This is a genomic window from Periweissella ghanensis, assembly GCF_918814755.1.
Taxonomy (GTDB): domain Bacteria; phylum Bacillota; class Bacilli; order Lactobacillales; family Lactobacillaceae; genus Periweissella; species Periweissella ghanensis.
The window spans coordinates 35,078-61,563 of record NZ_CAKKNT010000005.1; the positions used below are offsets into that span (position 1 = coordinate 35,078).

At 39.6% G+C, this 26,486-nt stretch carries 23 protein-coding genes; 2 read left to right on the plus strand and 21 right to left on the minus strand.

Annotated features, from left to right (window positions below; translation table 11 throughout):
* Nucleotides 1-54: 54 nt before the first annotated feature.
* The gene (gene dnaE / locus LQZ76_RS02980; protein WP_230098284.1) at nt 55-3,402 is read right to left on the minus strand and encodes a DNA polymerase III subunit alpha; all 3,348 of its coding nucleotides are present in this window, start codon (nt 3,400-3,402) and stop codon (nt 55-57) included.
* 137 nt (nt 3,403-3,539) lie between these two features.
* Between dnaE and LQZ76_RS02985 the strand changes: the two genes are divergently transcribed.
* Nucleotides 3,540-3,722: a DUF2929 family protein gene (locus LQZ76_RS02985; protein ID WP_230098285.1), complete on the plus strand. Its 183-nt coding sequence runs from the start codon at nt 3,540-3,542 to the stop codon at nt 3,720-3,722.
* A gap of 42 nt (nt 3,723-3,764) precedes the next feature.
* Here the strand turns inward: LQZ76_RS02985 and pepT are convergent, their stop codons facing one another.
* The 10 genes from pepT to trxA form a co-directional block, all read right to left on the minus strand.
* The gene (pepT, locus tag LQZ76_RS02990) at nt 3,765-4,994 is read right to left on the minus strand and encodes a peptidase T (protein WP_230098286.1); all 1,230 of its coding nucleotides are present in this window, start codon (nt 4,992-4,994) and stop codon (nt 3,765-3,767) included.
* Between the two features lie 23 nt (nt 4,995-5,017).
* Nucleotides 5,018-5,824 (minus strand): Nif3-like dinuclear metal center hexameric protein, encoded by an 807-nt coding sequence (locus tag LQZ76_RS02995; protein ID WP_230098287.1) that lies wholly within the window; start codon nt 5,822-5,824, stop codon nt 5,018-5,020.
* Complete coding sequence (locus LQZ76_RS03000; protein WP_230098288.1) at nt 5,821-6,498, minus strand: tRNA (adenine(22)-N(1))-methyltransferase; 678 nt, start codon at nt 6,496-6,498, stop codon at nt 5,821-5,823. The genes LQZ76_RS02995 and LQZ76_RS03000 overlap by 4 nt, the downstream gene beginning before the upstream one ends.
* Nucleotides 6,499-6,648: 150 nt before the next feature.
* Nucleotides 6,649-6,903, minus strand: a complete 255-nt coding sequence (gene rpsT, locus LQZ76_RS03005; RefSeq protein ID WP_230098289.1) for a 30S ribosomal protein S20 — start codon at nt 6,901-6,903, stop codon at nt 6,649-6,651.
* A gap of 63 nt (nt 6,904-6,966) precedes the next feature.
* Complete coding sequence (gene rpsO, locus LQZ76_RS03010; protein WP_168722447.1) at nt 6,967-7,236, minus strand: 30S ribosomal protein S15; 270 nt, start codon at nt 7,234-7,236, stop codon at nt 6,967-6,969.
* A 136-nt stretch (nt 7,237-7,372) separates the two neighbouring features.
* Nucleotides 7,373-8,389, minus strand: coding sequence for a DNA polymerase III subunit delta (gene holA / locus LQZ76_RS03015; RefSeq protein WP_230098290.1), 1,017 nt, complete (start codon nt 8,387-8,389; stop codon nt 7,373-7,375).
* 6 nt (nt 8,390-8,395) lie between these two features.
* Nucleotides 8,396-10,648 carry a DNA internalization-related competence protein ComEC/Rec2 gene (locus LQZ76_RS03020; RefSeq protein ID WP_230098291.1) on the minus strand — a complete coding sequence of 751 codons (2,253 nt, stop codon included), beginning with the start codon at nt 10,646-10,648 and terminating at the stop codon, nt 8,396-8,398.
* Nucleotides 10,648-11,121, minus strand: coding sequence for a ComE operon protein 2 (locus LQZ76_RS03025; RefSeq protein ID WP_230098292.1), 474 nt, complete (start codon nt 11,119-11,121; stop codon nt 10,648-10,650). The genes LQZ76_RS03020 and LQZ76_RS03025 overlap by 1 nt, the downstream gene beginning before the upstream one ends.
* Before the next feature lie 75 nt (nt 11,122-11,196).
* Entirely contained in the window at nt 11,197-11,889 is a 693-nt protein-coding gene (locus LQZ76_RS03030; protein WP_230098293.1) for a ComEA family DNA-binding protein, read from the minus strand.
* A gap of 114 nt (nt 11,890-12,003) precedes the next feature.
* Nucleotides 12,004-12,321, minus strand: a complete 318-nt coding sequence (gene trxA / locus LQZ76_RS03035; RefSeq protein ID WP_230096432.1) for a thioredoxin — start codon at nt 12,319-12,321, stop codon at nt 12,004-12,006.
* A 180-nt stretch (nt 12,322-12,501) separates the two neighbouring features.
* Here trxA and LQZ76_RS03040 point away from each other — a divergent pair, with 180 nt between their 5' ends.
* Nucleotides 12,502-12,654 carry an SPJ_0845 family protein gene (locus tag LQZ76_RS03040; protein WP_230098294.1) on the plus strand — a complete coding sequence of 51 codons (153 nt, stop codon included), beginning with the start codon at nt 12,502-12,504 and terminating at the stop codon, nt 12,652-12,654.
* 43 nt (nt 12,655-12,697) lie between these two features.
* Here the strand turns inward: LQZ76_RS03040 and LQZ76_RS03045 are convergent, their stop codons facing one another.
* From LQZ76_RS03045 to pheT, 10 genes are all read right to left on the minus strand, one after another.
* Nucleotides 12,698-12,991 (minus strand): nucleoside triphosphate pyrophosphohydrolase family protein, encoded by a 294-nt coding sequence (locus tag LQZ76_RS03045; protein ID WP_230098295.1) that lies wholly within the window; start codon nt 12,989-12,991, stop codon nt 12,698-12,700.
* Nucleotides 12,992-12,993: 2 nt separating this feature from the next.
* Nucleotides 12,994-13,620 carry a ribosome biogenesis GTP-binding protein YihA/YsxC gene (yihA, locus tag LQZ76_RS03050; protein WP_230098296.1) on the minus strand — a complete coding sequence of 209 codons (627 nt, stop codon included), beginning with the start codon at nt 13,618-13,620 and terminating at the stop codon, nt 12,994-12,996.
* Between the two features lie 211 nt (nt 13,621-13,831).
* On the minus strand, nt 13,832-15,079 hold the full coding sequence (clpX, locus tag LQZ76_RS03055) for an ATP-dependent Clp protease ATP-binding subunit ClpX (protein WP_230098297.1): 1,248 nt from the start codon (nt 15,077-15,079) through the stop codon (nt 13,832-13,834).
* A gap of 186 nt (nt 15,080-15,265) precedes the next feature.
* A complete protein-coding gene (tig, locus tag LQZ76_RS03060) occupies nt 15,266-16,567 on the minus strand; it encodes a trigger factor (protein WP_230098298.1) in 1,302 nt (433 codons plus the stop codon).
* Nucleotides 16,568-16,911: 344 nt separating this feature from the next.
* Nucleotides 16,912-18,258: an RNA-guided endonuclease TnpB family protein gene (locus tag LQZ76_RS03065; RefSeq protein WP_230098299.1), complete on the minus strand. Its 1,347-nt coding sequence runs from the start codon at nt 18,256-18,258 to the stop codon at nt 16,912-16,914.
* 211 nt (nt 18,259-18,469) lie between these two features.
* Complete coding sequence (tuf, locus tag LQZ76_RS03070; RefSeq protein ID WP_230098300.1) at nt 18,470-19,657, minus strand: elongation factor Tu; 1,188 nt, start codon at nt 19,655-19,657, stop codon at nt 18,470-18,472.
* 205 nt (nt 19,658-19,862) lie between these two features.
* Nucleotides 19,863-20,774, minus strand: coding sequence for a hypothetical protein (locus LQZ76_RS03075; RefSeq protein WP_230098301.1), 912 nt, complete (start codon nt 20,772-20,774; stop codon nt 19,863-19,865).
* A gap of 75 nt (nt 20,775-20,849) precedes the next feature.
* Nucleotides 20,850-22,721, minus strand: coding sequence for a ribonuclease J (locus LQZ76_RS03080; protein ID WP_230098302.1), 1,872 nt, complete (start codon nt 22,719-22,721; stop codon nt 20,850-20,852).
* Nucleotides 22,722-22,892: 171 nt separating this feature from the next.
* The gene (mltG, locus tag LQZ76_RS03085) at nt 22,893-24,050 is read right to left on the minus strand and encodes an endolytic transglycosylase MltG (RefSeq protein WP_230098303.1); all 1,158 of its coding nucleotides are present in this window, start codon (nt 24,048-24,050) and stop codon (nt 22,893-22,895) included.
* Between the two features lie 12 nt (nt 24,051-24,062).
* Nucleotides 24,063-26,486, minus strand: a complete 2,424-nt coding sequence (gene pheT, locus LQZ76_RS03090; protein WP_230098304.1) for a phenylalanine--tRNA ligase subunit beta — start codon at nt 26,484-26,486, stop codon at nt 24,063-24,065.

Here is a 26,486-nt window from a genome sequence, read left to right on the forward strand (position 1 = left end):
TATGATAACACATTTTATTGCTAAATATGAGCCTTCTTGACTAAAAAATCCGACTTACTTTTCCTTAAAAATCACGTTTCCTTGTCCTAACAACGATGTAAGCGATTGCATCAATTGTTGATTTTTTTTAAGCCACCACTGCTTTGGCATTAAAATTTTACGATTATCAATTTCATAGACGATAATCACCGGATTTTCACCAGGATTTGCTTGTAAAATTTGCCGTAATTCATTTTCAATTACGGTTTGATTTTTATCTTTGGCGATCTTCAAAAACCACTGTCCTTGCGGATTTTCACTTATATTAGCATTATTTTTAACTTTAATGTCACGCGCTAATTTCATGTAATCTGCTACAATTTGTAGCTCCCGATTTTGCTCAACTTTACCACGTAAAACAAACACTTGGCCGGTTGCAATTTGCTTTTTAAGTTGTTGATATAAGTTAGGAAAGAGTGTAATACTAATTTCTCCTGTTTGATCAGTGGCCGTTAAAAATGCCATTTCTTTACCGGTTTTGGTCCGAATTGTATGAATCCTTGTGATTAATATCACTAAATTAACTTTTTCATCAACGTGTAACTGATTAATCGTTGTTAAATCAATTTGTTGTGCTAATTTACGGTATTGTTCAACGGGGTGCGCTGAGACATAAACACCGAGCATCTCAACTTCCATGGCTAATTTTTCCGCTAATGAAAAATCTGGTAGTTTCGCAATTTTAGGGGCCATGCTGGCAAATAACGACATCGAGCTACCTGATAGCCCAACCGCTTCAAGAATGCCATTTAACGCCTGTAAAAGCTCTTTACGATTATAGCCTAAGTTATCGCAAGCCCCGGCTTTAATTAAGGCCGTAATTAGCGTTTCATTCCGCCATTTATCACTTAACCGACTAATCAAGTTTGGTAAACTTTCAAAGCGGCCATTGGTATCGCGTTCTATCAATAGCTCATTAATAAAATCGCTGCGTAACCCTTTAATTGCGGACAATCCAAAGCGGACCGCTCCATCGGCACTCGCAAAGTCGCGCGTACTACGATTAATATCAGGGCCCACGACCGTAACCCCAGCTTGCCGGAGTTCTTGGATATAGACGCCAACTTTCGCATCATTACCAGCATTGGCATTAATAAGGGCGATAAAAAATTCCCGTGGAAAATGAACTTTTAAAAACGCTAGTTGATAGGCCATTTTCGAATATGCCACGGCATGTGACCGGTTAAAACCATAATTAGCAAATGCTTCAATATAATCATACACGGTGATTGCCACTTCACGGGCATGGCCTAGCGCACTGGCGCCATCAATAAATTGTTGCCGCAAAACATTAATTTTCTGAGCATCTTTTTTACTAATCGCCCGGCGTAACATATCAGCTTGCGCCAAAGTAAATCCCGCTAAGGCTGATGCGACCCGCATAACTTGTTCTTGGTAAACAATAATCCCAAAAGTCGGCGCTAAAATAGGGGCTAAAACTTCATCGGGATATGTCACCGGCTCTTGCCCATGCTTGCGGGCAACAAATTGAGAGATATTCTCCATCGGACCTGGTCGAAACAGAGCATTAACAGCCGCAATCATTTCAAATGAATCAGGCTGTAATTGCCGTAAAACTTGTTTGATACCGTCAGATTCAAATTGAAAAACCCCGTTAGTCTTGGCCGTTTGAAAAAGCGCTAAGGTTGCTTGATCATCATAAGGAATTTTATCTAAATCAAAATCTGGTTGGCTAGTATGAATTGCACTAAGGGTCGTTGCTAACAAGGTCAAATTTCGTAACCCTAAAAAATCCATTTTAAGCAACCCTAATGCTTCAACAGGGTTTTTAGGTAGCTGCGTCATTAACCGGTTATCTGGTCCCGTTTGCACAGGGACAATATCGGTCAATGGGCCTTGTGAAATCACAACCCCCGCCGCATGCGTACTATAATTACGGGGTAACCCTTCTAGCTGTTGAGCCACATTTAATAGTAAGGGACCGTTTGGTAAATCATTAATCACGTTTTGAAAGGCCCGTGATTTTTCAATGACATTCGCTAACGTAACATGTGCGGCATTTGGCAAGGCTTTGGCCAATTGTGCTAGTTGCGGTTGCGTATAACCAAAAACCCGGCCAGTATCGCGAATAACTTGTTTTGCCGCTAACGTCCCAAACGTAATGATTTGGGCGACATGGGTATGCCCATATTTATCGTGAACATAATTCAACACTTCTTCACGCCGGTTATCAGGTAAATCCAAATCAATATCGGGCATTTGCGCCCGCTCAGGATTTAAAAACCGTTCAAACAATAAATCATATGCGATTGGATCAACATCCGTAATCGCTAAAGCATAGGCAACTAATGACCCCGCTGCTGATCCGCGCCCAGGACCAGTTTGAATTTTTTGTTGGTGGGCCCACTCCATGACATCCCATACAATTAAAAAGTAATCATTGAAACCCAATTGATCAATTACAGTTAATTCATGGGTCAAGCGTGCTTGATACTCCGAACTAGTTAAGCCCCGTTTGCGCAAGCCAGCCTGGCTAATTTCAGCTAAATACTCGCGCGTATCCGTACCGGTTGGTAAGGGGAACGTCGGTAATTGCGGTTGCTTAAATTTTAAATCCACCGCAATTTGATCTGCTAACTGGGTATTATTATTAAAAGCCGTCGTCAAACCGGCATTCGCATAGGCCGTTTGCACATTAGTAAAGGGTTTTAAATAGTCCGCGCCAACTTCACCACGGCTTTGGCCTAAATTAGTTAAAACAATATTGGCATCAATTGCCTGTAACACCCTACTAGCGAAATAATCGGTAGGTTCTAAATAATGGACTGGTTCATCAACTACTAACGGCAAGTTGACTTGGGCGCTAAACGCTTGTAATTGTTCCCGGTGCTTAGCTGATTGGGTTAGGTTAATCCCTAAATAGACGGCAGCAGCATCAAATAGCGCCATTAAGTGGTGGGCTACTTGGGTTGCTAATTCAACCTGGCTTTGTTGGATGAGCTGATCAATTTCACCACCGACGGGACTAATCACAAAGAGGTCGCTTAAAAATGGTGCAATGGCGGCTAAATTGGCCTCTGCGGGATTGGTTAACGTCATCTTATATGATGAAATTTTCATCAAATTTTGATAACCTTGAGCATTTTTGGCAATTAAAATAATCGAGCCAATTGTGTTTTGATTAACAAGCCCATTAACTTTTAAGGTTAAACCTAAAATTGGTTTCAGTTTAGCAGCGATTGCCGCATTATAAAAATCAACCACTCCATACATCACATCAATATCCGTTAAGGCAATATTTTGGTAACCGAGTGCTTTAGCTTTTGTTACTAACCCTTGGGGGGTTGTTGGACTTTTCAATAAGCTATAGGCGCTTAATGCTTGGATTGGAAAATAACTCATTATCGCTCCCCCTTTCAATTATTTAAGTCGTCATCTGAGTTGTTAATTTTATTATAGCAAAAACTTTTCCACTTGCATTTAAATATAGAGAGCGTAAACTAATAGTGAAATTATTAATAAACGAAAAGGTGAAAGTTATGAAATACTTTATGGGTGCTTTTTGGGCATTGATTTTCGGAGAAATTATTGGTTACATTGGCCACGCTCTTGAAGGTGGTGCATACTCACCAGCCTTCATCGCCGTTTGGGCCATTGTTATTGGCCTTGCCGGGGCAATTGTCTTTTCAAAAATTTCAACTGGTGCCAACAAACAACAATAAAAAAAGTTCGGGATATCCCGAACTTTTTTTATTTGCTAGCAATTAGTCAGCAATATTTAATTCTGAAATCTTTAATAAAGTGTCAACTGCTTGTTCCATAACTTGAGCAGAAACAAATTCGAAACGTGAGTGCATGTTTTCACCACCAGCAAAGAGGTTTGGTGTTGGTGTGCCAAGGAAAGTAATCTTAGAACCATCAGTACCACCACGAACTGGTTCGATTAATGGCTTAATATCAAGAGCTTTCATGGCATTAGCTGCTAAGTCAACTGAACGCATGTCGTCTTTTAAAACTTCACCCATGTTAAAGTATTGGTCTTTGATTTCGACGTTGATTCGGTCAGTACCAAAGTCAGCATTCATCTTGTCAGCGATTGTAAGAAGTAATTGCTTACGTTCTTCAAATTTTTGACGGTCATGGTCACGAACAATGTAACGAATGGTAGCTGCTTCTGGTGAACCACCAATTTGCATTACGTGCCAGAAACCTTCAGTCCCTTCAGTGTGTTCTGGACGATCGTGTTCTGGTAATGCTGCGTGGAAATCCATCACAACTTGAATTGCATTGATCATTGTGTCTTTAGCTGAACCAGGGTGGACATTTTTACCTTGCACTGAGATTTTAGCATCAGCCGCATTGAAAGTCTCCCATTCCAATTCACCCAATGGACCACCATCAACCGTGTAGGCAAAGTCAGCCCCAAATTCTTTCGTATCAAAGTTATCAGCACCAATCCCGATTTCTTCGTCAGGACCAAAGGCTACTTTGATTGTTCCGTGCTTAACGTCAGGGTTAGCAATCAAGTATTCCATCGCAGCAATAATTTCTGCTACCCCAGCTTTGTCATCGGCACCAAGTAAAGTGCTACCGTCTGAAGTAATTAAAGTGTGACCTTCATAGTTCTTCATGTTAGGGAATTCGGCTTGGCTCAAAGTCCATTCATCACTCAACTTAAGATCTGACTTACCGTCATAGTTTTCGTGGATTTGTGGTTGCACGTTTTCAGAATTGAAATCGGCAGTATCAACGTGTGAAATAAAACCAATCGTTGGTACATCTTTATCGATGTTACTTGCTAACTCGGCAAAAACATAACCATCTTTCATAGTTCGCACATTTTGCAAACCAATTGTCTTTAATTCAGTTGCTAAATCTGCTAAGAACGCAACTTCCTTAGGATCTGATGGAACAGTCGTTGACTCCTCATTTGAGCGAGTGTTAACTTTCGCATATTTGATAAAACGTGGTACTAAATTTTCGTATTTAGCCAATTGCTTATACCTCTTTCTTTGACTTAAACAAATCGGAATGGATCCGTGTTTATATTAGATTGTACTACATCTAATTCCCATTCGGCATCATTTGCCCAATCTTTAATAAATTGTTGCATTGCTGTTTTCATCCAAAATTCCATATGGTGACCTGGATCGATTACAGAAACCCCACTTGATAAAATATCATGGGCGACGTGATAGCTCACATCAGCCGTTACTAAAACATCGGCTCCTTGCGCTTTTGCTTCGGTATAAAATTCGGAACCAGAACCCCCAATAATCGCCACACGCTTAATAAATTGATCAGTATCCGTAGTAATTAAACGCACATGCTCAACTTTAAACGTTTGCCGTAACCGACTCGCAAAGTCCTTTAATAACGTTGGGGCTGGTAAATTACCAATGCGACCTAACCCAATTTCTGGTTGGTGGGCTTCAGGAATTAGCGGGGTTGTTTCTGGTAAGCCAATAATTTGCGCTAACCAGTCATTCATCCCATCACTAACTTTATCCAAATTAGTATGTGCGGCATACACCGTGATATTATGCCGTAATAAATCTGCATACATACGATTTTGGGGATTTGCTAAATCTAAATCATAGGCGGGTTTAAACATCACCGGATGATGCGCTAAAATAAAGTCCACTCCTTCAGCAATTGCTTCTTGGACCACTTCAGGGCGGACATCCAAGGTTGTCATTACTTTATGAATTGGCTTTTTTAAATCCCCAATTTGGAGCCCACTATGATCCCAGCTTTCTGCAAGGGCCAACGGTGCAAATTCTTCTAGACGTTGAACAAGTTCATATCCGCGAATTACTGTCATTTGAGTACCTCTTGAATCGTAGCGATTTCGGCTTTAGTTTCAGCAATCCGATCTTCATGGACTGGGGTTGCTGCTTGTAAGAAGCCTAAAACCTTTTCTTTCCGACTTAGTTCATGTTCCCATTTAGCCCGCCAAACAGCTGATTGTTCCGTACTTAGATATGGGCCAAATTGTTTTTCATGGGCTGATAAATTCATGGCACCGGGAACCGCTTTAATTAATTCATAAGTATGATTATCTTCGGCGATAATATCTTCCGCCACAATTTGATAATCATGGTTTTCTAACCATTCACGTACGGTTGCTTCATCAGTATTTGGTTGTAAAATTAATGTTTCAAACCGGGGACCGGCATCCAAAATCTTGCTAATTAAAATCCCGCCCATTCCTGCAATTACAACTGTATCAATCGCATCACTTGGTTCAATAGCAGCTAAACCATCAGCCAAGCGTACGATAATCTTATCTTGAAAACCTTGCTTGTTAACTTCTGAAGCAGCATTTTTCATTGGTCCAACCGCAACTTCACCAGCAACAGCAAAATCAATTTTATTATTTAAAAGTAAATTTACTGGTAAGTAGGCATGATCTGAGCCAATATCGGCTACACGAGCCCCTTTTGGTACCATTTGCGCAACCGCAGCAAGGCGTTGCGATAATTTATGTCCATCCATTATATGTATCCCTGATTTCTTTTAATTTCTACTTAAAATAGTATCATTAAAGCGAAAGCCGGGGCAACCGGTATAGCTAATTAAAATGATTTATTGCACAAAAAAAGTTCTACGATGAACTAATTCATCATAGAACTTCTTAAATTGCAATTACTTGCTTAACTTAGCAGCCAAACGTGACTTGTCACGTGATGCTTTGTTCTTTTTGATCAAACCTTTGCTTGCAGCTTTATCAATTGCTGAAGAAGCAGCAACGTATAAGTCTTGAGCATTGTCAGCACCGGCAGCAGCAGCGGCAACGAACTTCTTAACTTGAGTACGGTATGAGCTCAATTGAGAAGCACGACGAGCTTGCGCTTTTTCGTTAGTGCGGACACGTTGGATTGAAGATTCAATAACTGGCATTGATAATTCCTCCTGGTCTTTTTTCTGTTAGATAGCAGTTAATTCACGAAATTAATATAAATATTAACGACGTAAACCAAGTGCCTTAATCAATTCACGGTAACGTTGAACATCTGAGTTACGGAGGTAACGTAATAAGTTACGACGGTGACCGATCTTCTTCATTAAACCACGTTGTGAGTGGAAGTCGTGCTTGTGAATTGAGAAGTGTGCGTTCAATTCGTTGATGTCTTCAGTAAGGACTGCAACTTGAACTTCAACAGAACCAGTATCGCCTTCGTGACGACCAAATTGCTTAATAAGTTCGTTCTTACGTGCTTGTGAAATAGCCATGGGTTATTTCCACCTTTCTTTATTTATTCCAAAAACCGAGTAAATCGACGGTGAACCGATAAACTAAGTAAGAGGCTGTGCTCTTTAACACCTTTATAATATTACACGTTCCTTTAGGTTAATGCAAGTAAAACATTTAGTTATTCACGAAATTAATCATAAATAATTCAAACAGCATTTCCGGATCCCGTTGGGTACTCTTTAATTGCTTTTCCAAGTCATATAAACCAAGATACGCTTGACTTAAATTTTGTAATGAAAATTTGCGACTAGCTTGATTAGCCAACTTAACTCGATATGGATGAACTTTTAATTGGGTTGCTAAATCTTTTTCATTGCGAACTTTTGGCATTAACCCTTTTACTTGCAAAAGTAAGCGAAATTGACCTAATAATAATGCATTCATTTTAATTGGCTCTTCACCGTTCGCACGTAGTTCATGATACAGCGTTAAGGCCGTACTTGTTTTACGGGCCAATACGGCTGTCACCAAATCAAACACATTCTCAGTTAATGATTTCGTAACTAAGTCCGCCACTGCTGGTGCCGTAATCATCTTTTCTTGATAACAATATAAATATAACTTACCCAACTCCTGCATAATAATCGTTAAATCAGCATTGGTGCGTTGAATTAAGAGATTCAGGGCTTGTTGGTCGATTTTAAAGCCATGTTCGCTAATATCATTATTAATTAATGTTTGAATATCCCGTTCAGATATATTACCAAAATCAAAAACTGTGGCTTCTTTTAGTAATGTCTTAACCACCTTTTTACGCTTATCAAGCTTCTCGTAAGGTGCTAAAAATACCAAAGCAGTATCAGGTTCCGGGTGTTCCAAATAAGTCAGCAAGGCCTCTAAATTATGATTAGCCCGTTGTTTTTTAGTTTCACCCGTTAGAAACACCGGTTTTTCTAAAATTACCACGCGGCGGTCACCAAAAAACGGAATTGTCGCTGCATCAGCTAACGCAATTTCCAAATCAACTTCATCCATATCATAACTAGCATAGTTCATGGCTTGTTCTTCGGGTGCAATCAGACTTTTAAAGGCTTGCCGAGCTTTTTCTAAAAGATATAACTGTTCACTTTGCACTAAATAGACTGGCTGTGGCGAACTCGTTATTTGGTTGGTTAAATCTTGTATATTCATAAATTGTTACTCACTTTTCATTTTCGACCAACGATCACCAACTAGTGACCATTCATATTTAATCATACCATCTCTAGCGGTACTAAAATACGGAATTTTAGTTTGGGCTAATGTCATTAACGTTTCTTCATGGGGGTGATGATACCGATTATCGCGGCCGGCAGAAATAATCGCCACTTGTGGTTGAACGGTTTCTAAAAACTGGGCGCCGCTACTCGTTTTACTCCCATGGTGGCCTAATTTAATTACATCGGTATTCTTAATTTGCACTGCCGGGATGCATAACTCATTGGCGCGATCTAAATCACCCATAAACAAAAAAGTTAAGCGACCAAACTTACCGCGGGTCACCACTGAATCTTCATTTTTCCCCTGTCCCGGTATTTTGGGCCATAAAACTTGTAACGGTAGTTGCGGCAGTTGTTGGCCTGTATGAATACCAACTAATTGCACATGATATTTTAGTGCTAATTGCTGATATTTTAACATGCTTTCCATCCCTTGACCGACATATAAATAATGAACTCGAAACGTCTTGAGTAGCACTTCAACATCGCCGGCATGATCGGCATCCGCATGGGTTAAAATAATTTGCTGGATATTAGCAATTCCTTGCTGCATTAAATATGGCACTAAAAACATCTCGGCATTACTTTTAGCCTGTTTACTGCGTTGTTGCCATTGGTGTTCGACTGGTAATGCTAAGCGACCACCTGTATCAATCAATGTGACCTCCCGGCGATAAGGCGTCTGAATGACGATGCTATCCCCTTGACCAACATCAACAAAAGCCACGGTCCCGTGTAATGGTATTTTTAGGCCAATAAACCCAATGGCATATAAACTTAACAACCCCACCCAACCCCGGCGACTCTTAAAATGCTGCATTAAATAAAAGGTCAAACCAGTCGCCGCTAATGCAAGCGCCCAATTAAATTGACCAAAAATAATGTTCCCCGGTAATTTACTTAACCACGTAATTAAACTACTTAACTGCGCAATTAAATAATCAATTCCACGGGCAACGGGGGGCACAATTGGATAAGTAATGACCCCTAAAGTAGTTAAGGGCACAATTAAGTGGGTAAACACTGGGATAAAAATAAAATTGGCTAAGAATGCCAGCAAATGGGTTTGATAAGTGGTATACAACAATACCGGCAACGTGACTAAGTTCATCATGACAATTTCTTGCCAAAATTTTAATCCGCGCATAAAAATTAACGCCAAGGCCAATAAATATGATAATTGCCCTCCAAGCATTCCTAAAATACCCGGTTCAAAAAATACGCCCCCTAGTAAACTTAGACTCCAAGTATCTAAGGCTGATACGCGCCACTTTAATAAAATTAATCCTTGGGCTAACATCCCAATGATAATAGCGCGGATTAATGACGGAATACTACCTGAAAATACATAATAAAGGGGTAAAATACTCAAGATTAGGACTGCGGTAATTGCCGTTGGGACACGTAATTTACCAAAAAAACACGTTAATAAACTAATCAACATCGTGACTTGAAAACCCGAAATACTAAATAAATGTAGTAACCCTAATTCGCGAATACCTTGATTAGCTTGATAAAAATCGGCCCGAATATAGCCTAAAATTAACGTTTCACCGTAATACCTTAACGCCGGCGGTAATGCTTCAAAATATTGAAGCACGTTTTGCCGGGCCTGATGAATCCATCCATTAATCGATTGGGAAGTTGGCGGCTGCGTAACGGCAATTACTTCCGCCTTACTTAACGTCGCATTAATTTTTTGCAAAGCATAAAATTGCCGACTATCAAATTGGCCCGGATTAGTCGCCGCATCAAGGGCTTGCAAGCGTCCTTTGACGGTAAGCGTAACTTGACCCGTCGCACGTTGTAATTGTTTTTGAATTTTTGCTTCCACAATGCGGGCATTGATAACGAGTTTGGTATCAGTTGATGGTAACTGGGCAATCAACTTAACGACATTACCATCAACATCATATTCATCAACCCATACTGTCAGCTGCGTTGTCACGCTTTGGCCAGTTTGTTGTTGCACTTGCTGTAATTCAAGCTGATTAGCATTGACAAAATTGTTAATCCAGCAATAAAAAAAACCGCCGATCATCATAGTTACGATTACAACCAGGGGTTCTTTTAAAAAACATAATCGACCAAATAATACTAAGACCGCCACGCTTGCCCACCAATACTGTCCGAGGATAGAGACAGCGATTACAAGCGTGCCTAGCGCTGGAAAAATCCAACGATTGGTCATTAATTAGTAAATTTAGCTAAATCCACAGCGTCCTGTGAGTTTGGTGAAAAATGAACTTGATTCAATTCAACATTTTTCAAATTAATTAAATGCATCGCAAAATCATCATTCCGATAATTACGGAGATAGTTAATTTTTTTAATTCCGGCTTGTAACAACATTTTTGTACAAGTGGCACATGGGAAATCAGTTACGTAAACTTCTGCGCCTTCAACCGGTACTCCATATTTAGCACATTGTAATAAAGCATTTTGTTCGGCATGGATCGTCCGAATACAGTGACCATCAACAATTAAATCACCTTCGTCAATACAATGGGCGTCTCCTTCAACTGAGCCATTATACCCACTAGCAATCAAGCGTTTATCGCGCACTAAGACGGCCCCGACTGATAAGCGGGTACACGTTGAACGTGATGCCAATGCAACTGCTTGGAGCATGAAATATTCATCCCATGAAATTCGTTCTTGCATGCTGTTTTCTCCTGTAAAATAAAATATGGTTTTTATTATAGCAAACTGCATCGTTTTAGGCACCCATATCATCGTTTAAACGCCTAAGTATGGTTTCAGTTTAATAAACGTTTTTTCACCAATGCCATCGACTTCCTTTAACTCGTCGATAGTTTTAAATTGGCCATGTTCTTGCCGATATTGCAAAATTGCATCAGCTTTACGTGCCCCAACACCCGTCAGTGTTTGGAGATCCTCTTTCGTAGCTGTATTCAAATTAACAATTTTATGGTTTGAACCACTAGCGCCCCCACCTAGGTTAGCGGTTGCGTTGCTAGTATTTCCGGTTGACAGGCCTTGATTCATTTGCAATTGAACCGGTATCTGTTCACCTTTTTTAGGGACATACACAATCTGTTGATCTTTAACTGTTTGGGCCAAGTTTAGTTGATTTAAATCGGCCGTTGCTAAAGCCCCCCCAGCTAGAGCAAGTACCGTTTCCAGCCGTGCATCAGTCACTAGCGGATACACACCTGGATGGGCTACCGCTCCTTTGACGTCAACATAGGCTCGGACTTGTTCTTTTCTGGAAGTGGCCGCAGTTGCAGCTGAACTTACCCGTGTTGTGCTTGCCAATGCGGCCTTATTTAATGATTTAAAATCATTATGGGGCTCATGTGCTGTTGGTTTCGCGATTATCCCAATCACAAGACTAATCAGTGCCAATAACGCAATCACTCCAAAGGCCATGATTCGATAATTTTGCTTTAGTTTTTCCCACCATTTCATTCCTTGCTTACCTCCTTTTTAATCTTCAACAAAATACGTGGACCGTTGCAAAAAGGTCAAAAAAAAGAAGCAAACCCTTTAAGGTTTTGCTTCTTTTTTTAAATTAACTTTAAATTAGTCGATGTATTGATCCAACACTTGTGTAAGTTGTTCTTTTGAGTGGTAACCAATAATTGTTTCCACAACTTCACCATCTTTTTTAACAAGTAAAGTTGGAATTGACATAATACCAAATTCTTGTGGCGTAGCTTGGTTAGCATCAACGTCCATCTTGTTGAAAGTTACTTTATCGCCTAATTCTTCTGATAAAGCATCAATAACAGGGCTTTGCATGCGACAAGGACCACACCAAGTAGCCCAGAAATCAGTAAGCGTTACACCAGTTGCGGTGTCTTTTTCAAATGTTGCATCGGTAGTTTCTAAAACAGCCATTATAAATTCCTCCGTCATTATCTTTCGATTGAGTATTATTCTATCATCGTTTGCGCATTTAGGCTAGTAGTTTGCTTACAAAAAATTAGTAATTATTTGTAATAAATTTTTCATTATCATTTTAATCTAAAAGATGCTACACTATGGCAAATAGCTAAATTTAAAGGAGTACCCACTAATATGGCTTTAACTGTAAAACGCGAAACAAACTTTGATAAAATGCTTGGTGACTTTATCACTTTACCCCTTGATGATGCGGATAAAGATGCTAAAAACAAAGCCCTCGGCCGTAGCGAACAACCCACAACGAACACGACTGATAAAAAAGCATAATTTATATTTGCAAATAAAAAACGAGCGCATCGCGCTCGTTTTTTTAATTTGTTTTATTATCTGGATAGCGTTGGTTAAGGGCTGCCAAATTTTCTTGGGCAGCGGCTTCAAAATCAATATCAGCCCACTCGGCAATTTGCGATAAATACCACAAAGCATCTCCAATTTCATGCGTCAAGGCAGTCTTGTCAAGTTGGGCCCCTTCAAAACTGTATTGTTTCATCATGTAGGTAATTTGACCAGTTTCAGAAGCTAATCCTAGCCCTAAATTAGTTAAAACCGTTTCGGTCCCAAATAATGTCCGGTTAGCGGCTTTTTGATAATCATTAAATTCCATAATTAATCAATCTCCTCAGGACCCGCGATTTCAACCACTTCATCGGCCATCCGATCTTCAATCCAGTTCCAAACGGCATCTTTACCATCTTTAGTAACTGAAGAAAACATCATAAAATCGCTCTTTGAATTATCAAATTGGAGCGCTTTTTTAATGGTTGATTCCGCTTTATTCCACTTACCACGGGCAATTTTATCCGCTTTAGTAGCCACGACTAACACGGGAATATCAAAATACAATAACCAGTTGTACATATTGATATCATCTTCTGATGGTGCATGACGGGCATCAACTAAGCTCACAACCCCACGTAATTGTTGCCGTGTGCTTAGATATTCTTCAATCATGAAGCCCCACTTTTCACGTTCCGTTTTAGAAACTTTCGCGTAACCATAACCTGGAACGTCGACAAAGTAAACTTGATCTTCAACATTATAAAAGTTCAAAGTTTGAGTCTTACCAGGTTGTGATGAAGTCCGCGCAAAACTTTTACGATTAATTAAAGTATTTGTAAGTGATGATTTACCAACATTTGAACGTCCTACTAACGCAATTTCTGGTAATTCATTTGTTGGATATTGTTTAGGCCCTACCGCACTAATTGTTAAGGCAACGTTGTGTACATCCATAATATTCTCCCATCTATGTTTTAAAATTTGACTACAATAAATCGATTTAAATTAACTTATCTAGTATACCAGACAATCTTACCATATTTAGCAATATTTGTTATCAAACACAAAAAAAGGGCTTGTGACAAATCCCATACTAGCAGAGCGTACTCCTAGCTAACTGGTTCGGTCACAAACCCTCGAATTTAGTTACTTAAAATATTGATGTTTATTCGCTAGCCAAAACTAATTGTGGTTCAGCATGGCGATTGACAGTGTCTTCATCCACAATCACTTTTTTAATATCATCGCGACTAGGTAAATCAAACATAATGTCGCGCATTACTTCTTCAATGATTGAACGTAAACCACGAGCCCCAGTATTACGTGTAATCGCTAAGTGCGCCATTGCATGTAATGCTTCCGTCGTAAATTCAAGTTCAACATCTTCCATTTCAATTAACGCTACATATTGCTTAACCAAGGCATTTTTAGGTTCAGTTAAAATACGAACCAAATCATCCTCGTCTAATTTTTCAAGCGCGGTTAAAATTGGTAACCGACCAATAAATTCAGGAATCAAACCAAATGACATCAAGTCTTCTGGAATAACTTGTTGCATAATCGTTTTTTCTTCCAATGAATGCAATTGTGCTAATTTACTTGAGTCAGTACCAAACCCAATTACTTTATCCCCTAGACGCTCTTTAACCATTGTTTCGATACCATCAAAGGCTCCACCAACGATGAACAAGATGTTAGTCGTGTCGACTTGAATAAATTCTTGTTGTGGGTGTTTACGGCCCCCTTGAGGTGGTACATTGGCAATGGTACCTTCAAGGATTTTTAAGAGGGCTTGTTGAACCCCTTCACCAGAAACATCCCGGGTAATTGAAACATTTTCAGATTTCTTAGCAATCTTGTCAATTTCATCAATGTAGATAATTCCCCGTTGGGCCCGGTCAACATCGTAATCCGCATTTTGCAATAACTTAAGCAAAATATTTTCAACGTCTTCACCAACATACCCGGCTTCCGTTAAGGTTGTCGCATCTGCAATCGCAAATGGCACATCCAAAATTCGAGCTAAGCTTTGTGCCAAGTATGTTTTACCTGACCCAGTTGGTCCAATAACGGCGATATTTGATTTTTGTAACTCAATATCACCTTCACCAACTAAAGTATCATTAATCCGTTTATAGTGGTTGTACACCGCCACGGCTAATGTGCGTTTAGCGTTCTCTTGACCAACAACATATTTATTTAAAGCATCCACAATTTGGCGCGGCGTTGGTAAATCAATTACCTCCTCAGCGGCATCGTGGCGGACTTCTTCATCAATAATTGATTTTGCAAGGGTAATACATTCATTACAAATGAAAACCCCTGGTCCAGCGATTATCTTTTGCACTTCATCTTGTGACTTACCACAAAATGAACAGATGATTGGTCCCATTGGATCAGTCGTATCAAGCATTGGCAATGCCTCCTGTCAAAAAATTCATTAGTTAAATTGTACCATATCACAACTAAAGTTAACTACTATTAAAAACTTTCGTAAAATTAAGTCGCTTTTGTTATTAAAAACCCCACATTTATCCAATAGGATAATGCGGGGTTAAATTATCAAGTATTTGATAACGATTGAAGTGCTAATTTAAAATTAAGCTTCTTCCTTAGCTGAATCAACGATTAAGTCAACAACCTTCTTGATTGCGATATCGTGTTTCAACATTGCTGGTGTCAAGGCTTGACGAACAGCTTCTTCATCGATACCGTATTGAGCAGCTAAGTCTTTAACTTCAGCATCAACTTCAGCGTCAGTACCTTCAATGTTTTCAGCAGCTACAATAGCTTCTAAAACAAGGTTAGTCTTAACACGGTTGGCTGCGCCTTCTTCGAATTGCTTGTGCAAGTCTTCTTGTGTAGTTCCAGTTAATTGGAAGTACATTTCTGGGTTGATACCTTGTTGTTGCATGTTACCAAGGTATTGGTCCATTTGACGGTGCACATCAGCTTCGATCATTGCGGCAGGAACATCACCACCAACAACAGTTGCGTTGTCAACAGCCTTAGTAATTGCAGCTTCTTCGATAGCGTCTTTAGCAGCTTGTTGCTTAGCTTCCTTCAAGTTAGCCTTAGTAACAGTCTTCAATTCGTCAAGTGAGTCAACATCTTCGTTAACATCCTTAGCAAATTCGTCGTCTAAAGCAGGCAATTCTTTAGTCTTGATTTCGTGAATTTTAACTTCAAACAAAGCATCTTTGTCAGCTAAGTTTTCAGCTTGGTAATCTGCTGGGAATTTAACGTTTACGTTTACATCTTCACCAGCTTTGTGGCCAACAAGTTGGTCTTCAAAGCCAGGGATGAATTGACCTGAACCTAATTCAAGTGAGAAGTTTTCACCCTTACCACCATCGAAGTGTACGCCATCAACAGAACCGTCAAAGTCGATTACAACAGTGTCGCCGTTTTCAGCAGCTGCATCTTCCTTCAATACGAGTTCAGCTTGAGAAGCACGTAACTTTTCAATTTCAGCATCAACTTCTTTAGCAGTTACACGTGTGCTTTGCTTAGGAACTGCTAAGCCCTTGTAATCACCTAATTCGATTTCAGGTGCAATTTCAACTTCAGCGTGCAACTTCCAAGGTTGACCCTTTTCCATTGAATCTGCGTCGATGTTTGGTTGACCAACTGGGTTAATACCAGCTTCAAGAACAGCGGCTTCATAAATGTCACCTAAAACAATGTTCAATGCGTCTTGGTATAATGATTCTTCACCAAATTGCTTGATGAAAAGTGCCTTTGGCATTTTACCCTTACGGAAACCTGGAATGTTAACTTGACCCTTTACACGATCAAAAGCCTTGTTAATACCATCAGTGTATACTTCAACTGGGATTTCAAAAGATAATGTACCTTTGTTACCATCACCCTTAGTAAATTGTGCGTTTGTTGCAACCATGCGTTAATTCCTCCAATAAATGAATTGCTGCAGCTAATTCATTGTTTTCAATGTTTAATACATACGAATAATAGTTTAACATACTAACTATTATATGCAAATATAAAACCAGTAATAGGCCGATATTTCGGCCTTTTTTGTTATTTTGATGTGAACTACTCGTCCATGAATGAACGAGCTTCAATTTTTAATTGAAAACGTTTAGGCAATGCACTTTTACAAGTGGTTTCCACATTGGAACTCGTTGGATATATCGCACTTATTTTGCACGCTCAAAGTGATACGCACATATCCGCCCTCAAAGCCTTTCAAGACGACCAGGTTCTGTTTCGCCTATCTTAAAACTAATTTATTGCAATCAGACTACTTGGCTTAATCGCTGGGTAGTCTTTTAATTTGATGTGTTTTTCTGGGTCTAAGCCCCATGCCAAAATATTTTTAGCAGCATTTAAATCTCGTGAAATCATGTTTCCAGTGTGTTTTGAGCGCCATTCACGTACGGCCACGGGGTGTTTTTCTGCAAATTCGGTACCGTATTCAACTTGAGATGTTTTGTAACTATCAACGCGGATCAACGTTTTACCGGTTTTATTAGCGGTCATTTCAATTAATGCCATGAGCCGATAAGGTTTGATTTTTGCGAGTTTCCGGTTTAACCCCGTATTGGTTCGTTTTACGGCCCGCATTTCCTTACTATCGAGTTGTTCAACAACAACTAAATCGGTAGCTTGGAACAGCGCCCGTGCTAATTTTTTATAAGTTTCATCCAAGATATTGGTCCGTTTAATATTTAAATATTTAATCTGCTGATTTAGCTTAATCAACCGTTGGCTAGTGCCCCCCAACCAAATCAGTTTGTCGCGTCTGGATTTTACAGTATTAATTTGGGCTTCTAAATAATCTGCCTGGTCTGCAATCGCAGTGGCAAGATAATGCGTTTGATCCGCTGAAGTATGAAAAATTTTATTATCTTTCATATTCCAATCAACGCCGATTTTGCTATCAGGTTGCTTACGCGCAACTTGTTCACGGATTACTAATTGTAATTCGTAGTGTCCATTGCCTTTTAGCTTTAATTTAGAAATCACAATCTGTTTATTAGCAAGGTTTTTAATATTTTCAACAACTTGTAGTACCCCAAAATCTTGTATCTTAATACCGTGGTTTGAAACCACTTTAATTTGCTTGTTATCAGGCAATGAAATCGTTTTGTAGGAATTGTTTTTACGTAAGAAGTTGAGTGAGCCTTTACGATACCACGACCTATGCTTTGCGTTGTTACCATGTTCATTATTTTTATAGTCGCTCTTTTCTTGGCTACTCATTTTAAAAGCTTTAAACAAGGTTTTGCGGTACTGGCTAAAATTAGTTAGTAATGTCAGCAAAAACAACCGTGCACCTTGCGAGTGCAAGCCAATTTTATTAGCGTTCCAACGATCTAAAGCATAGCAATCTTTAGCAAATTTGCCGGCAATTTCTGCAACTAAAAACTGTTTAGCGGTTAATGTTCTGGGGAAAGGGCGTAACACGTGTTTACGTCCGTATGTTTTTTCCAAATATTTAACGGCATAGTTATGCAATTTATTTTGAACGTGTAACCCATGCTGATGCTTTAACATCAACGCTGGGGTAGTTACGATACGATAGTGACGGACGTAGACATATTCCGTTGTTGATGTTAAGTTAAGCATGATTTCGTCAATTCCTTTACTTTGAATAGGCAGATTATAACATATTTAATCAGAACTATAAGGAAAAATAATTTGAAGATATGGGCTTTCATCACGGCTTTAAAAAACCGTGTCTTTCGCCCTTAAAGCAATAAAAAAAGGATTTGCATAAAATGCAAATCCTTTTTCGAAAGTTGTCCTTGTTAAATCAAGAACCGATTAAACTAAAAGATTAGTCTTCGATTTCTGAAACAACACCGGCACCAACAGTACGGCCACCTTCACGAACAGTGAATTTAAGACCCTTTTCAATGGCAACAGGGCTGATCAATTCAACAGTGAAAGTAACGTTATCACCAGGCATAACCATTTCTACACCTTCTGGCAATTCGATAACACCAGTAACGTCAGTAGTGTGGAAGTAGAATTGTGGACGGTAGTTTGAGAAGAATGGAGTGTGACGACCACCTTCTTCTTTAGAAAGAACATAAACTTCAGCCTTGAAGTTCTTGTGAGTTTGGATTGAACCTGGTTTAGCCAAAACTTGACCACGTTCGATATCGTCACGTGAAACCCCACGGAGCAATGCACCGATGTTATCACCGGCTTCACCCATGTCCATAGTCTTACGGAACATTTCAACACCAGTAACAGTAGTTGAAGCTGCTTCATCCTTCAAACCAACGATTTCAACTGCATCACCAACTTTAACAACACCACGGTCGATACGACCTGATGCAACAGTACCACGACCAGTGATAGTAAATACGTCTTCAACTGGCATCAAGAAAGGCTTGTCAGTGTCACGGTCTGGAGTTGGGATGTATGAGTCAACAGTATCCATAAGTTCTTCGATAACCTTAACTTGTTCAGCATCACCGTTAAGGGCACCAAGAGCTGATCCACGGATAAATGGAACATCGTCACCTGGGAAATCGTATTCGCTAAGTAATTCACGAACTTCCATTTCAACAAGGTCGATAAGTTCTTCATCATCAACAAGGTCAGTCTTGTTCAAGAATACGATAAGGTAGTCAACACCAACTTGGTGAGCCAAAAGGATGTGTTCACGAGTTTGTGGCATAGGACCATCAGTAGCGGCAACAACAAGGATGGCACCATCCATTTGTGCGGCACCAGTGATCATGTTCTTAACGTAATCGGCGTGTCCAGGGGCATCGATGTGAGCGTAGTGACGTGCTTCAGTTTCGTACTCGATGTGAGCAGTGTTGATAGTGATACCACGTTCACGTTCTTCTGGAGCAGCATCGATAGCTGCGAAGTCAGCTTGCTTAGCCAAACCTTTGTCAGCCAATACCTTTGAGATAGCGGCAGTTAAAGTAGTTTTACCGTGGTCAACGTGTCCGATAGTACCGATGTTAACGTGTGGTTTTGTGCGTTCATAATGTTCTTTAGCCAAAATGAAAATCCTCCTAAAATTTGCAAAGCGATTGATTTATCTCAATCCTATGCATTCAATTATACTACAATCCACCAAGAACACAAACAAGAAAATTCAATTTTCTGGTTGATATCTTTTGGAAAGCCTTAATTATTATATAAATACCATCTAACTTTGTAAATAAAAACATACTGTAAAAAATAAATTCCTGCTATTTTCTGGATTAATTACCAATTTTGGCAAATAATGCGTCAAATTTTAACAGCCAACGAATATCATTTTCATTTAAATCCGGTAACTCTTCACCCCGGAAACGGGCAATTTGATATTTAGTCCATGTTACTGGATCAGTAATCACTTGTTCCACAAACGGAAAAGCTGCCCGAATTCGTAAAATAATATTTTGTTCTAGCCCTGCTAAAGTTACTGGATCGGTATTTTCTAACTCTTCATACAACGTATCTTGAATAATAAAGGCCGTTTCAGTTGCCAATGGTGGCACTAATTCACTGAACTTACGCGTATAAACCGTATTATCGAGCCATAAAAAACTGACCTCGTCTTTAACTTTTAGCGCCATAAATGAGGCTAAAATTGTAATACGCACTAAATCGCTAACATCTTCATCCAATAATAGATTACGTGCAATCGCGAGATGTTCACGTAATGGCAATTGTAAACCAGTTTGATAACTATGATATTGGGCGGCAAAATCGTGCATCCCTAAATATTTAAATTCCCGGGCCCGGGCTTTAAAGGTTGCTTGCAAAATTGTGCGGGCCTCATCTTCCTTCAAAGTTAATGCTTGCTGTGTATGTTGATAAAGGGTTGGGCTCGTAATTTTATTGATAATTTCATGACATAAAATATAGTTTTGGTTTTTAGTAAAAATTAAAATCACATTGTCAACATCATCATTGGTCCCCAAATACTTTTCAACATAGTCCAATAAATATTGTTGGGCTAACTGAAATTGTTCTAAGCGGACCGCTAAGTTAACCAGTTGTTGATTCACTGCCAAATTTTGTTCGATTTGATACAGTTCTTCATATAAGGCTAACGCTTGTGACCAGGCACGTTCATCAACTGCTTGCTGCGCTTGTAATAAGAGTAAATCTTGTTTATTTTCTTCCATCCTAAGCAACCCCCTTTTTATTTTTAGACAACAAAAGAGATTGACTTACTTAAAAAATCAATCTCTTCGCCATCATTAATTATTTGAAGTTTCCGTTGTTCCTTGAGCAGGCTTGGGTTTCCGACGACGAGGCTTCTTCGCTTTTTTAGGCTTATTTGCTTCGGCATTTTCAACATTTTTAACTTGCTTCGGAGCATTTGGCAACTTTTTAGCTTTCGCTTTACCTTCACCGCTCTTACTTGTGCGGTTATGGCGCGCCAACCGACCACCGTTTTGGTTAACTTCCATAATAACTGGAAGAATAACTGGACGACGACGGGTTTGTTCGTAAAGGAAGTGACTTAAATTATCACGAACCGCGGTTTTTAAAGTTGTCCAATCAAAATCTTTTACATTGGCGAGATTGTCCAAAATTGTTTTCTCAACAATATCGCTACTGTCACGAATTAAATCACGTGAAGCCTTCACATACACAAAACCACGTGATGTAATCTTTGGCTTGGCAACAATTTTCTTACGACGACGATCAATTGTCACAACGGCCACAAAAACCCCATCTTCGGACAGAACTTTACGGTCACGTAAAACAATATTCCCGATATCACCAATGCCAGAGCCATCAATCATAGTGTTATTAACTTCAAATGAACCGGCCAAGTACATATTCTCACCATCATATTGAAGTTGATCACCTTTTTTAGTAATAAAAATATGATCTTCAGGGATACCAACTTCCATGGCTAATTGCTTAGCGGTATTCAATACCCGATATTCACCTTGAACTGGTAAGAAAACCTTTGGACGCATAAAGTTTATCATTAATTGCAAATCATTACCCGATGCATGTCCTGAAGAACGTAAATCTTGCGAAATTGCTTTAACATGTGCACCCGCTTTAAATAATAAGTCACGGGTCCGGGCAACGTAGGCTTCCATTGCTGAAGTTGGCGTTGTGGTAATAAATACCAAATCACCTTCCGTAATCTTAATGTGGCGGTCATCACCATTAGCCATCCGTTGAAGATGTTTAATTGGTTCACCCATCCGCCCAGTTTCTAAGATCACGGTTTCTTCAGGGGCTAATTTATTTAAATTTTTAAATGAAACAAATAATTCATTTTCAGGAATTGGTAATTCCAACATCCGTAACTTAAGGGCTGTGCGGACAACCTTTTCTAAATCATTCCCAGATAAGACAATCTTTCGCCCAGTAGCATATGTTGCATTAATAATTTGTTGGACCCGTTGAACATTTGAAGCGACCATCGCGACAATAATTCGCCCGTGGTGGTTTTGGAACGTATCCAAAATATAATCTTCAATTACCGATTCGTTAACAGAATCTCCAACCGATGCCACCCCAGCTGCGTCAGCCAATAAGGCCAAAACACCATTTTTACCAATTTCACCTAAACGAGCTAAATCGGTCCGGTAGCCTTCTTTGGCCGTTTGATCAAATTTAAAATCACCGGTGTAGACAATTTGACCTTCTGGTGTTTCTAAAACTAACCCTAGTGATTGGGGAATCGTGTGGGTGGTACTAAAGAATGATACTTTAACACTACCAAAATCGATAATTGAATTTTCGTTAACCACATGGAAATCATCAAAATCTTTAGTTAACTCTTCTGCTTTAACCGCCAAACGAGCTAAGGCCAACGTCATTTCAGAACCAAAGACTGGGACATTAATTTGGGCTAATAAATATGGTAACGCCCCAATTGCATCGGCGTGTCCGTGCGTTAAAAAGACCCCCGCAATCTTATCCGCGTTATCGACTAAATATTGAAAATCAGGAATGACAACATCAATTCCTAACAATTCGTTTTCTGGGTATTTTAACCCTGCATCAAATATAAAAATTTCATCATTGTATGTGATTGCATACATGTTCTTTCCGTTTTCGCGTACTCCTCCGAACGGAATAATTGATAATTTATTCGTCATTGTTTACCTCTAAAAAATTTTTTTGTGAGGTTATCCTCACTTTTACTCGCACAAAATATTCTAATCACAATTTTAGCATAATTTTGTATCTATAAACAATCAAACGTTATGAACTCCGTTAAATTCAAAAAAACTACCTGGGCATAATTCCACCCAGGTAGCTTTAAATAGTTATTTGGTATTGTTATTTTGTGCGACTAATTTAGCATTCAAAGCATCATGTTCTTGAATGGTTTGGGTAAAATACACCTTCCCTGTCTTTAAATTAGCAATAAAGAATAAATACTTTTTATCCCGATCAATTGGATGTAACACCGCCAAAATTGATGTCAATGATGGTGAGTTAAATGGTCCCGGACCAAAACCTTGATTCTTGTAAAGATTATACGGTGAATCAACTTTAGTATCCGCAATTGATAAATTAGTTTTGGTAGTATTTAACGCATACTTAACCGCAACATCTGAACCTAAGGTCATTTTGTCATCAATCCGATTTAAAAAGACCCCGGCCACAACGCCCCGATCGTGTGGCGTAACTGCTTCACGCTCAACTAATGACGCTAACGTCAAAATTTGTTGCACGCTTAATTTTTGCTTTTTGATATCAGCATAATATGGTTGTAAGACTTGGTTCGTTTTAGCAACCATTTGAGTTGTAATATCCGCTGGTGTCTTGGCATTCCGTACATCATAGGTTGCCGGATATAAATATCCTTCCAACTTATAACGGGTTGGCGCATTAATTGCCGAGTTCAACAAATCAGGATATTGTTTGGCTAATTTTTGTAAATATGCTTGATCATTAAGGGTCGCCAACCATGCTTTTGCCGAAAACTTAGTCTGTTTAGCGACCGTTTGCGCAAATTGGGCAGCATTTTCACCTTCACGCATGAGGACAAACCCTGGTTGAAGCATACCTTCTTTAGGCGTTAGTGCCCCTGGCTTTTGTAATTGGGCGACAATGGTTGCAATACTCATCTTAGGCGATAAGGCAAAATAACCAGCATTTAAATTATTAACGTTATTCAAATCAACGTAATTTTTAAAGGCACTCGCATATTTAATAACCCCAGCATTTTGCAATTGCTGACCAATCATGCCCGCATTGGCCCCTTGTGGCACTTTAAATTCGATGATTTTAGTACTCTTAAGATCTTTAGCACTAAAATCACTTCGTTCGTGTAAATAAGTTCCACCCACAGCTAACAGTATTAACACGCCTAAGCCAATAATTGTGATAATTATCCAGCGAAGTTTGGCCCCATGTCCCCCACTTGTCATGCCCGAACGACGTGTTAATGGTCCATCAAAGTTATTGTTATCTTTCAAAGTAAATCTCCCCTAGCGAATTTCAGCAGTTAATTGTTCCTCTAACGCTGTAACAACGTCAGTAAATGCTGAGTTAACTTCTTCTTCAACTAGTGTCTTATTTACATCTTGATATGTCAACGTAAATGCTAATGATTTTTTGCCTTCAGCAACATTGCTACCTTGGTAAACATCAAATAAATCAATATCAACTAAGTGTTGACCACCATTTTCACGAATGATTTCAGCGATTTGGGTATAAGCCACATTTTCGTCAACCAAAATCGCGATATCACGACTCATCCCTGGGAATTTTGAAATGGCTTCATAACCACGATCATTTTTAGCAAGATCAAGTAATAATTGTAAATCAAGCTCAAAAACATATGTGGCTTTAATTTTAAACGCTTTGGCAATAGTTGGGTGCACTTGCCCAACAAACCCAACCACTTGTTCCCCAACAAAGATTGCTGCCGTTCGACCTGGGTGCATTTCTTTAAACTCAGCACTTGGTTGGTATGAAATTGGCGCCACAAAATCAAATTGATTCAAGTAAGCCGCTACTAAACCTTTAGCGGTGTAAAAATCAACTTCTTTGGCCTTACCTTGCCAAGTATCCCGACCAAATTTACCAGCAATCGCACCGGCAATGTGTTCAACTTCAGTTGGTCGCACGGCATCCCCAAAGCGGTAGAAGACGCGTCCTTGTTCATATAAAGCCACATCTTGTTGTTTCCGGGCCACGTTATAAGCTACGTCATCCAACAAACCGGTTACTAAACTCATCCGAGTAGCGGTACGTTCTTGCGTCATTGGGTAATCTAACTTAGTAATGTTAGCCGTTGCATCCAAGGTGAACATTTGGGCTTTTTCATCCGTCGTTAAACCATATGAAATTGCTTGGTTCAAGCCAAGACTTTCAAGGAAGTGCCGTGATTTACGAATTACTTGTTGCTTGTAAGTTAATTTACCAACTGTTGCCGTCGTTACTGGCAAGGTCGCTGGAATATTGTCGTAACCATACATCCGCGCGATTTCTTCAATTAAATCAGCAGGAATGCTAATGTCCCATCGACGACTTGGGATCGTCACCGTAAAGGTTTCATCGGCAACTTGGGTTGGGAATTGCAGTTGCGCAAAAATGGTCGTAATATCAGCCACCGTTAAATTCAAACCTAACACGTGGTTAATCCGTGATAACGTAACAGCGACCTCAACTTTAGCTTGCGCTGTATCAGTTGCGACTACTACGCCAGGTTGCACTTGACCATTACCAAGTTCAGCAATTAATTGAGCGGCAAAATCAAGGGCTTGTTCAGTCGCATTCCAGTCAATACCACGTTCAAAGCGTTGTGAAGCTTCTGAATGTAAATCATGACGGCGGGCAGATGAACGAATATTACGTGGGTTAAAGTTAGCAGCTTCAAGCACAATCGTTGTTGAGTTAGCATCAATTTCAGTTGATTGACCACCCATGACACCGGCTAACATAATTGGCGTCGCACCGTCTGTAATAACGATATCTTGGTCCGCCCGTAAATCACGTTGTTCACCATCAAGTGTCACTAAGGTTTCCCCGGCAGTTGCTAAACGAACACCCAATTGTTTAGTCGTTAATTTATCGTAATCAAAAGCGTGCATTGGTTGGCCAAAAGTCATCAAAGCGTAGTTAGTAATATCAACAATATTATTAATTGGGCGCATGCCAACATTCCATAACTTACGTTGTAACCACAATGGTGAATCTTGCACCGTAACATTTTCAATCATACGGACTTTATATTTAGGTGCTAATTGTTCATCCGCCGTTGCACTAATTAATTCGCTCGTTGCTTTTGAACCATTTTCAACTAATTGAACCGTTGGTAAGGTTGGGGTTTGATTCAACATGGCTCCAACTTCCCAAGCCGTACCATTCATTGACAACATGTCAGCACGGTTAGGCGTAATACCCATTTCGAAGATAAAATCATCCATGCCTAAAGCGACTAAGGCATCATCCCCAGGTTTAACACCGTCATTTTCATTGAAAACCCAGATACCATCTTCAAAATCTTTAGGTGACACTTTTTCATCAAAGCCAAGTTCTTGTAAAGCACACAACATCCCGTTTGATGCCACGCCCCGTAACTTACCTTTTTTAATCTTTTGACCATTTGCAATGCGTGAATTGTGCTTAGCTAAAATAACTAATTGACCTTCCGCCACATTAGGGGCCCCCGTTACGATTTGGATGAGGTCGTCTTCACCCGCATCAACTTGGGTAATTACCATGTGATCTGAATCAGGGTGGGGTTTCACTGACATCACTTTGGCAACGACAACTCCACTCATTCCAGCTCCTGGTTGCGTTACATCTTCAACTTCAACTGAAGTCCGTGCAATCCGTTCTGCTAAAACATTTGGATCACCAGTAATTTCTAAATATTCTTTTAACCAATTAAGAGATACTTTCAC

Coding starts and splice junctions, on each gene's coding strand:
- rpsO (WP_168722447.1), bottom strand. CDS start 7,236: ATGGCTATTTCACAAGCACGTAAGAACGAACTTATTAAGCAATTTGGT.
- yihA (WP_230098296.1), bottom strand. CDS start 13,620: ATGGATGTACACAACGTTGCCTTAACAATTAGTGCGGTAGGGCCTAAA.
- LQZ76_RS03030 (WP_230098293.1), bottom strand. CDS start 11,889: ATGAAATGGTGGGAAAAACTAAAGCAAAATTATCGAATCATGGCCTTT.
- LQZ76_RS03000 (WP_230098288.1), bottom strand. CDS start 6,498: ATGGATGGACATAAATTATCGCAACGCCTTGCTGCGGTTGCGCAAATG.
- LQZ76_RS03025 (WP_230098292.1), bottom strand. CDS start 11,121: ATGCAAGAACGAATTTCATGGGATGAATATTTCATGCTCCAAGCAGTT.
- LQZ76_RS02995 (WP_230098287.1), bottom strand. CDS start 5,824: ATGACAGTAATTCGCGGATATGAACTTGTTCAACGTCTAGAAGAATTT.
- LQZ76_RS03080 (WP_230098302.1), bottom strand. CDS start 22,721: ATGACGAATAAATTATCAATTATTCCGTTCGGAGGAGTACGCGAAAAC.
- LQZ76_RS03040 (WP_230098294.1), top strand. CDS start 12,502: ATGGCTTTAACTGTAAAACGCGAAACAAACTTTGATAAAATGCTTGGT.
- clpX (WP_230098297.1), bottom strand. CDS start 15,079: ATGCTTGATACGACTGATCCAATGGGACCAATCATCTGTTCATTTTGT.
- holA (WP_230098290.1), bottom strand. CDS start 8,389: ATGAATATACAAGATTTAACCAACCAAATAACGAGTTCGCCACAGCCA.
- LQZ76_RS03075 (WP_230098301.1), bottom strand. CDS start 20,774: ATGGAAGAAAATAAACAAGATTTACTCTTATTACAAGCGCAGCAAGCA.
- rpsT (WP_230098289.1), bottom strand. CDS start 6,903: ATGCCAGTTATTGAATCTTCAATCCAACGTGTCCGCACTAACGAAAAA.
- tig (WP_230098298.1), bottom strand. CDS start 16,567: ATGGTTGCAACAAACGCACAATTTACTAAGGGTGATGGTAACAAAGGT.
- LQZ76_RS02985 (WP_230098285.1), top strand. CDS start 3,540: ATGAAATACTTTATGGGTGCTTTTTGGGCATTGATTTTCGGAGAAATT.
- LQZ76_RS03065 (WP_230098299.1), bottom strand. CDS start 18,258: ATGCTTAACTTAACATCAACAACGGAATATGTCTACGTCCGTCACTAT.
- LQZ76_RS03020 (WP_230098291.1), bottom strand. CDS start 10,648: ATGACCAATCGTTGGATTTTTCCAGCGCTAGGCACGCTTGTAATCGCT.
- trxA (WP_230096432.1), bottom strand. CDS start 12,321: ATGGCTGTTTTAGAAACTACCGATGCAACATTTGAAAAAGACACCGCA.
- LQZ76_RS03045 (WP_230098295.1), bottom strand. CDS start 12,991: ATGGAATTTAATGATTATCAAAAAGCCGCTAACCGGACATTATTTGGG.
- dnaE (WP_230098284.1), bottom strand. CDS start 3,402: ATGAGTTATTTTCCAATCCAAGCATTAAGCGCCTATAGCTTATTGAAA.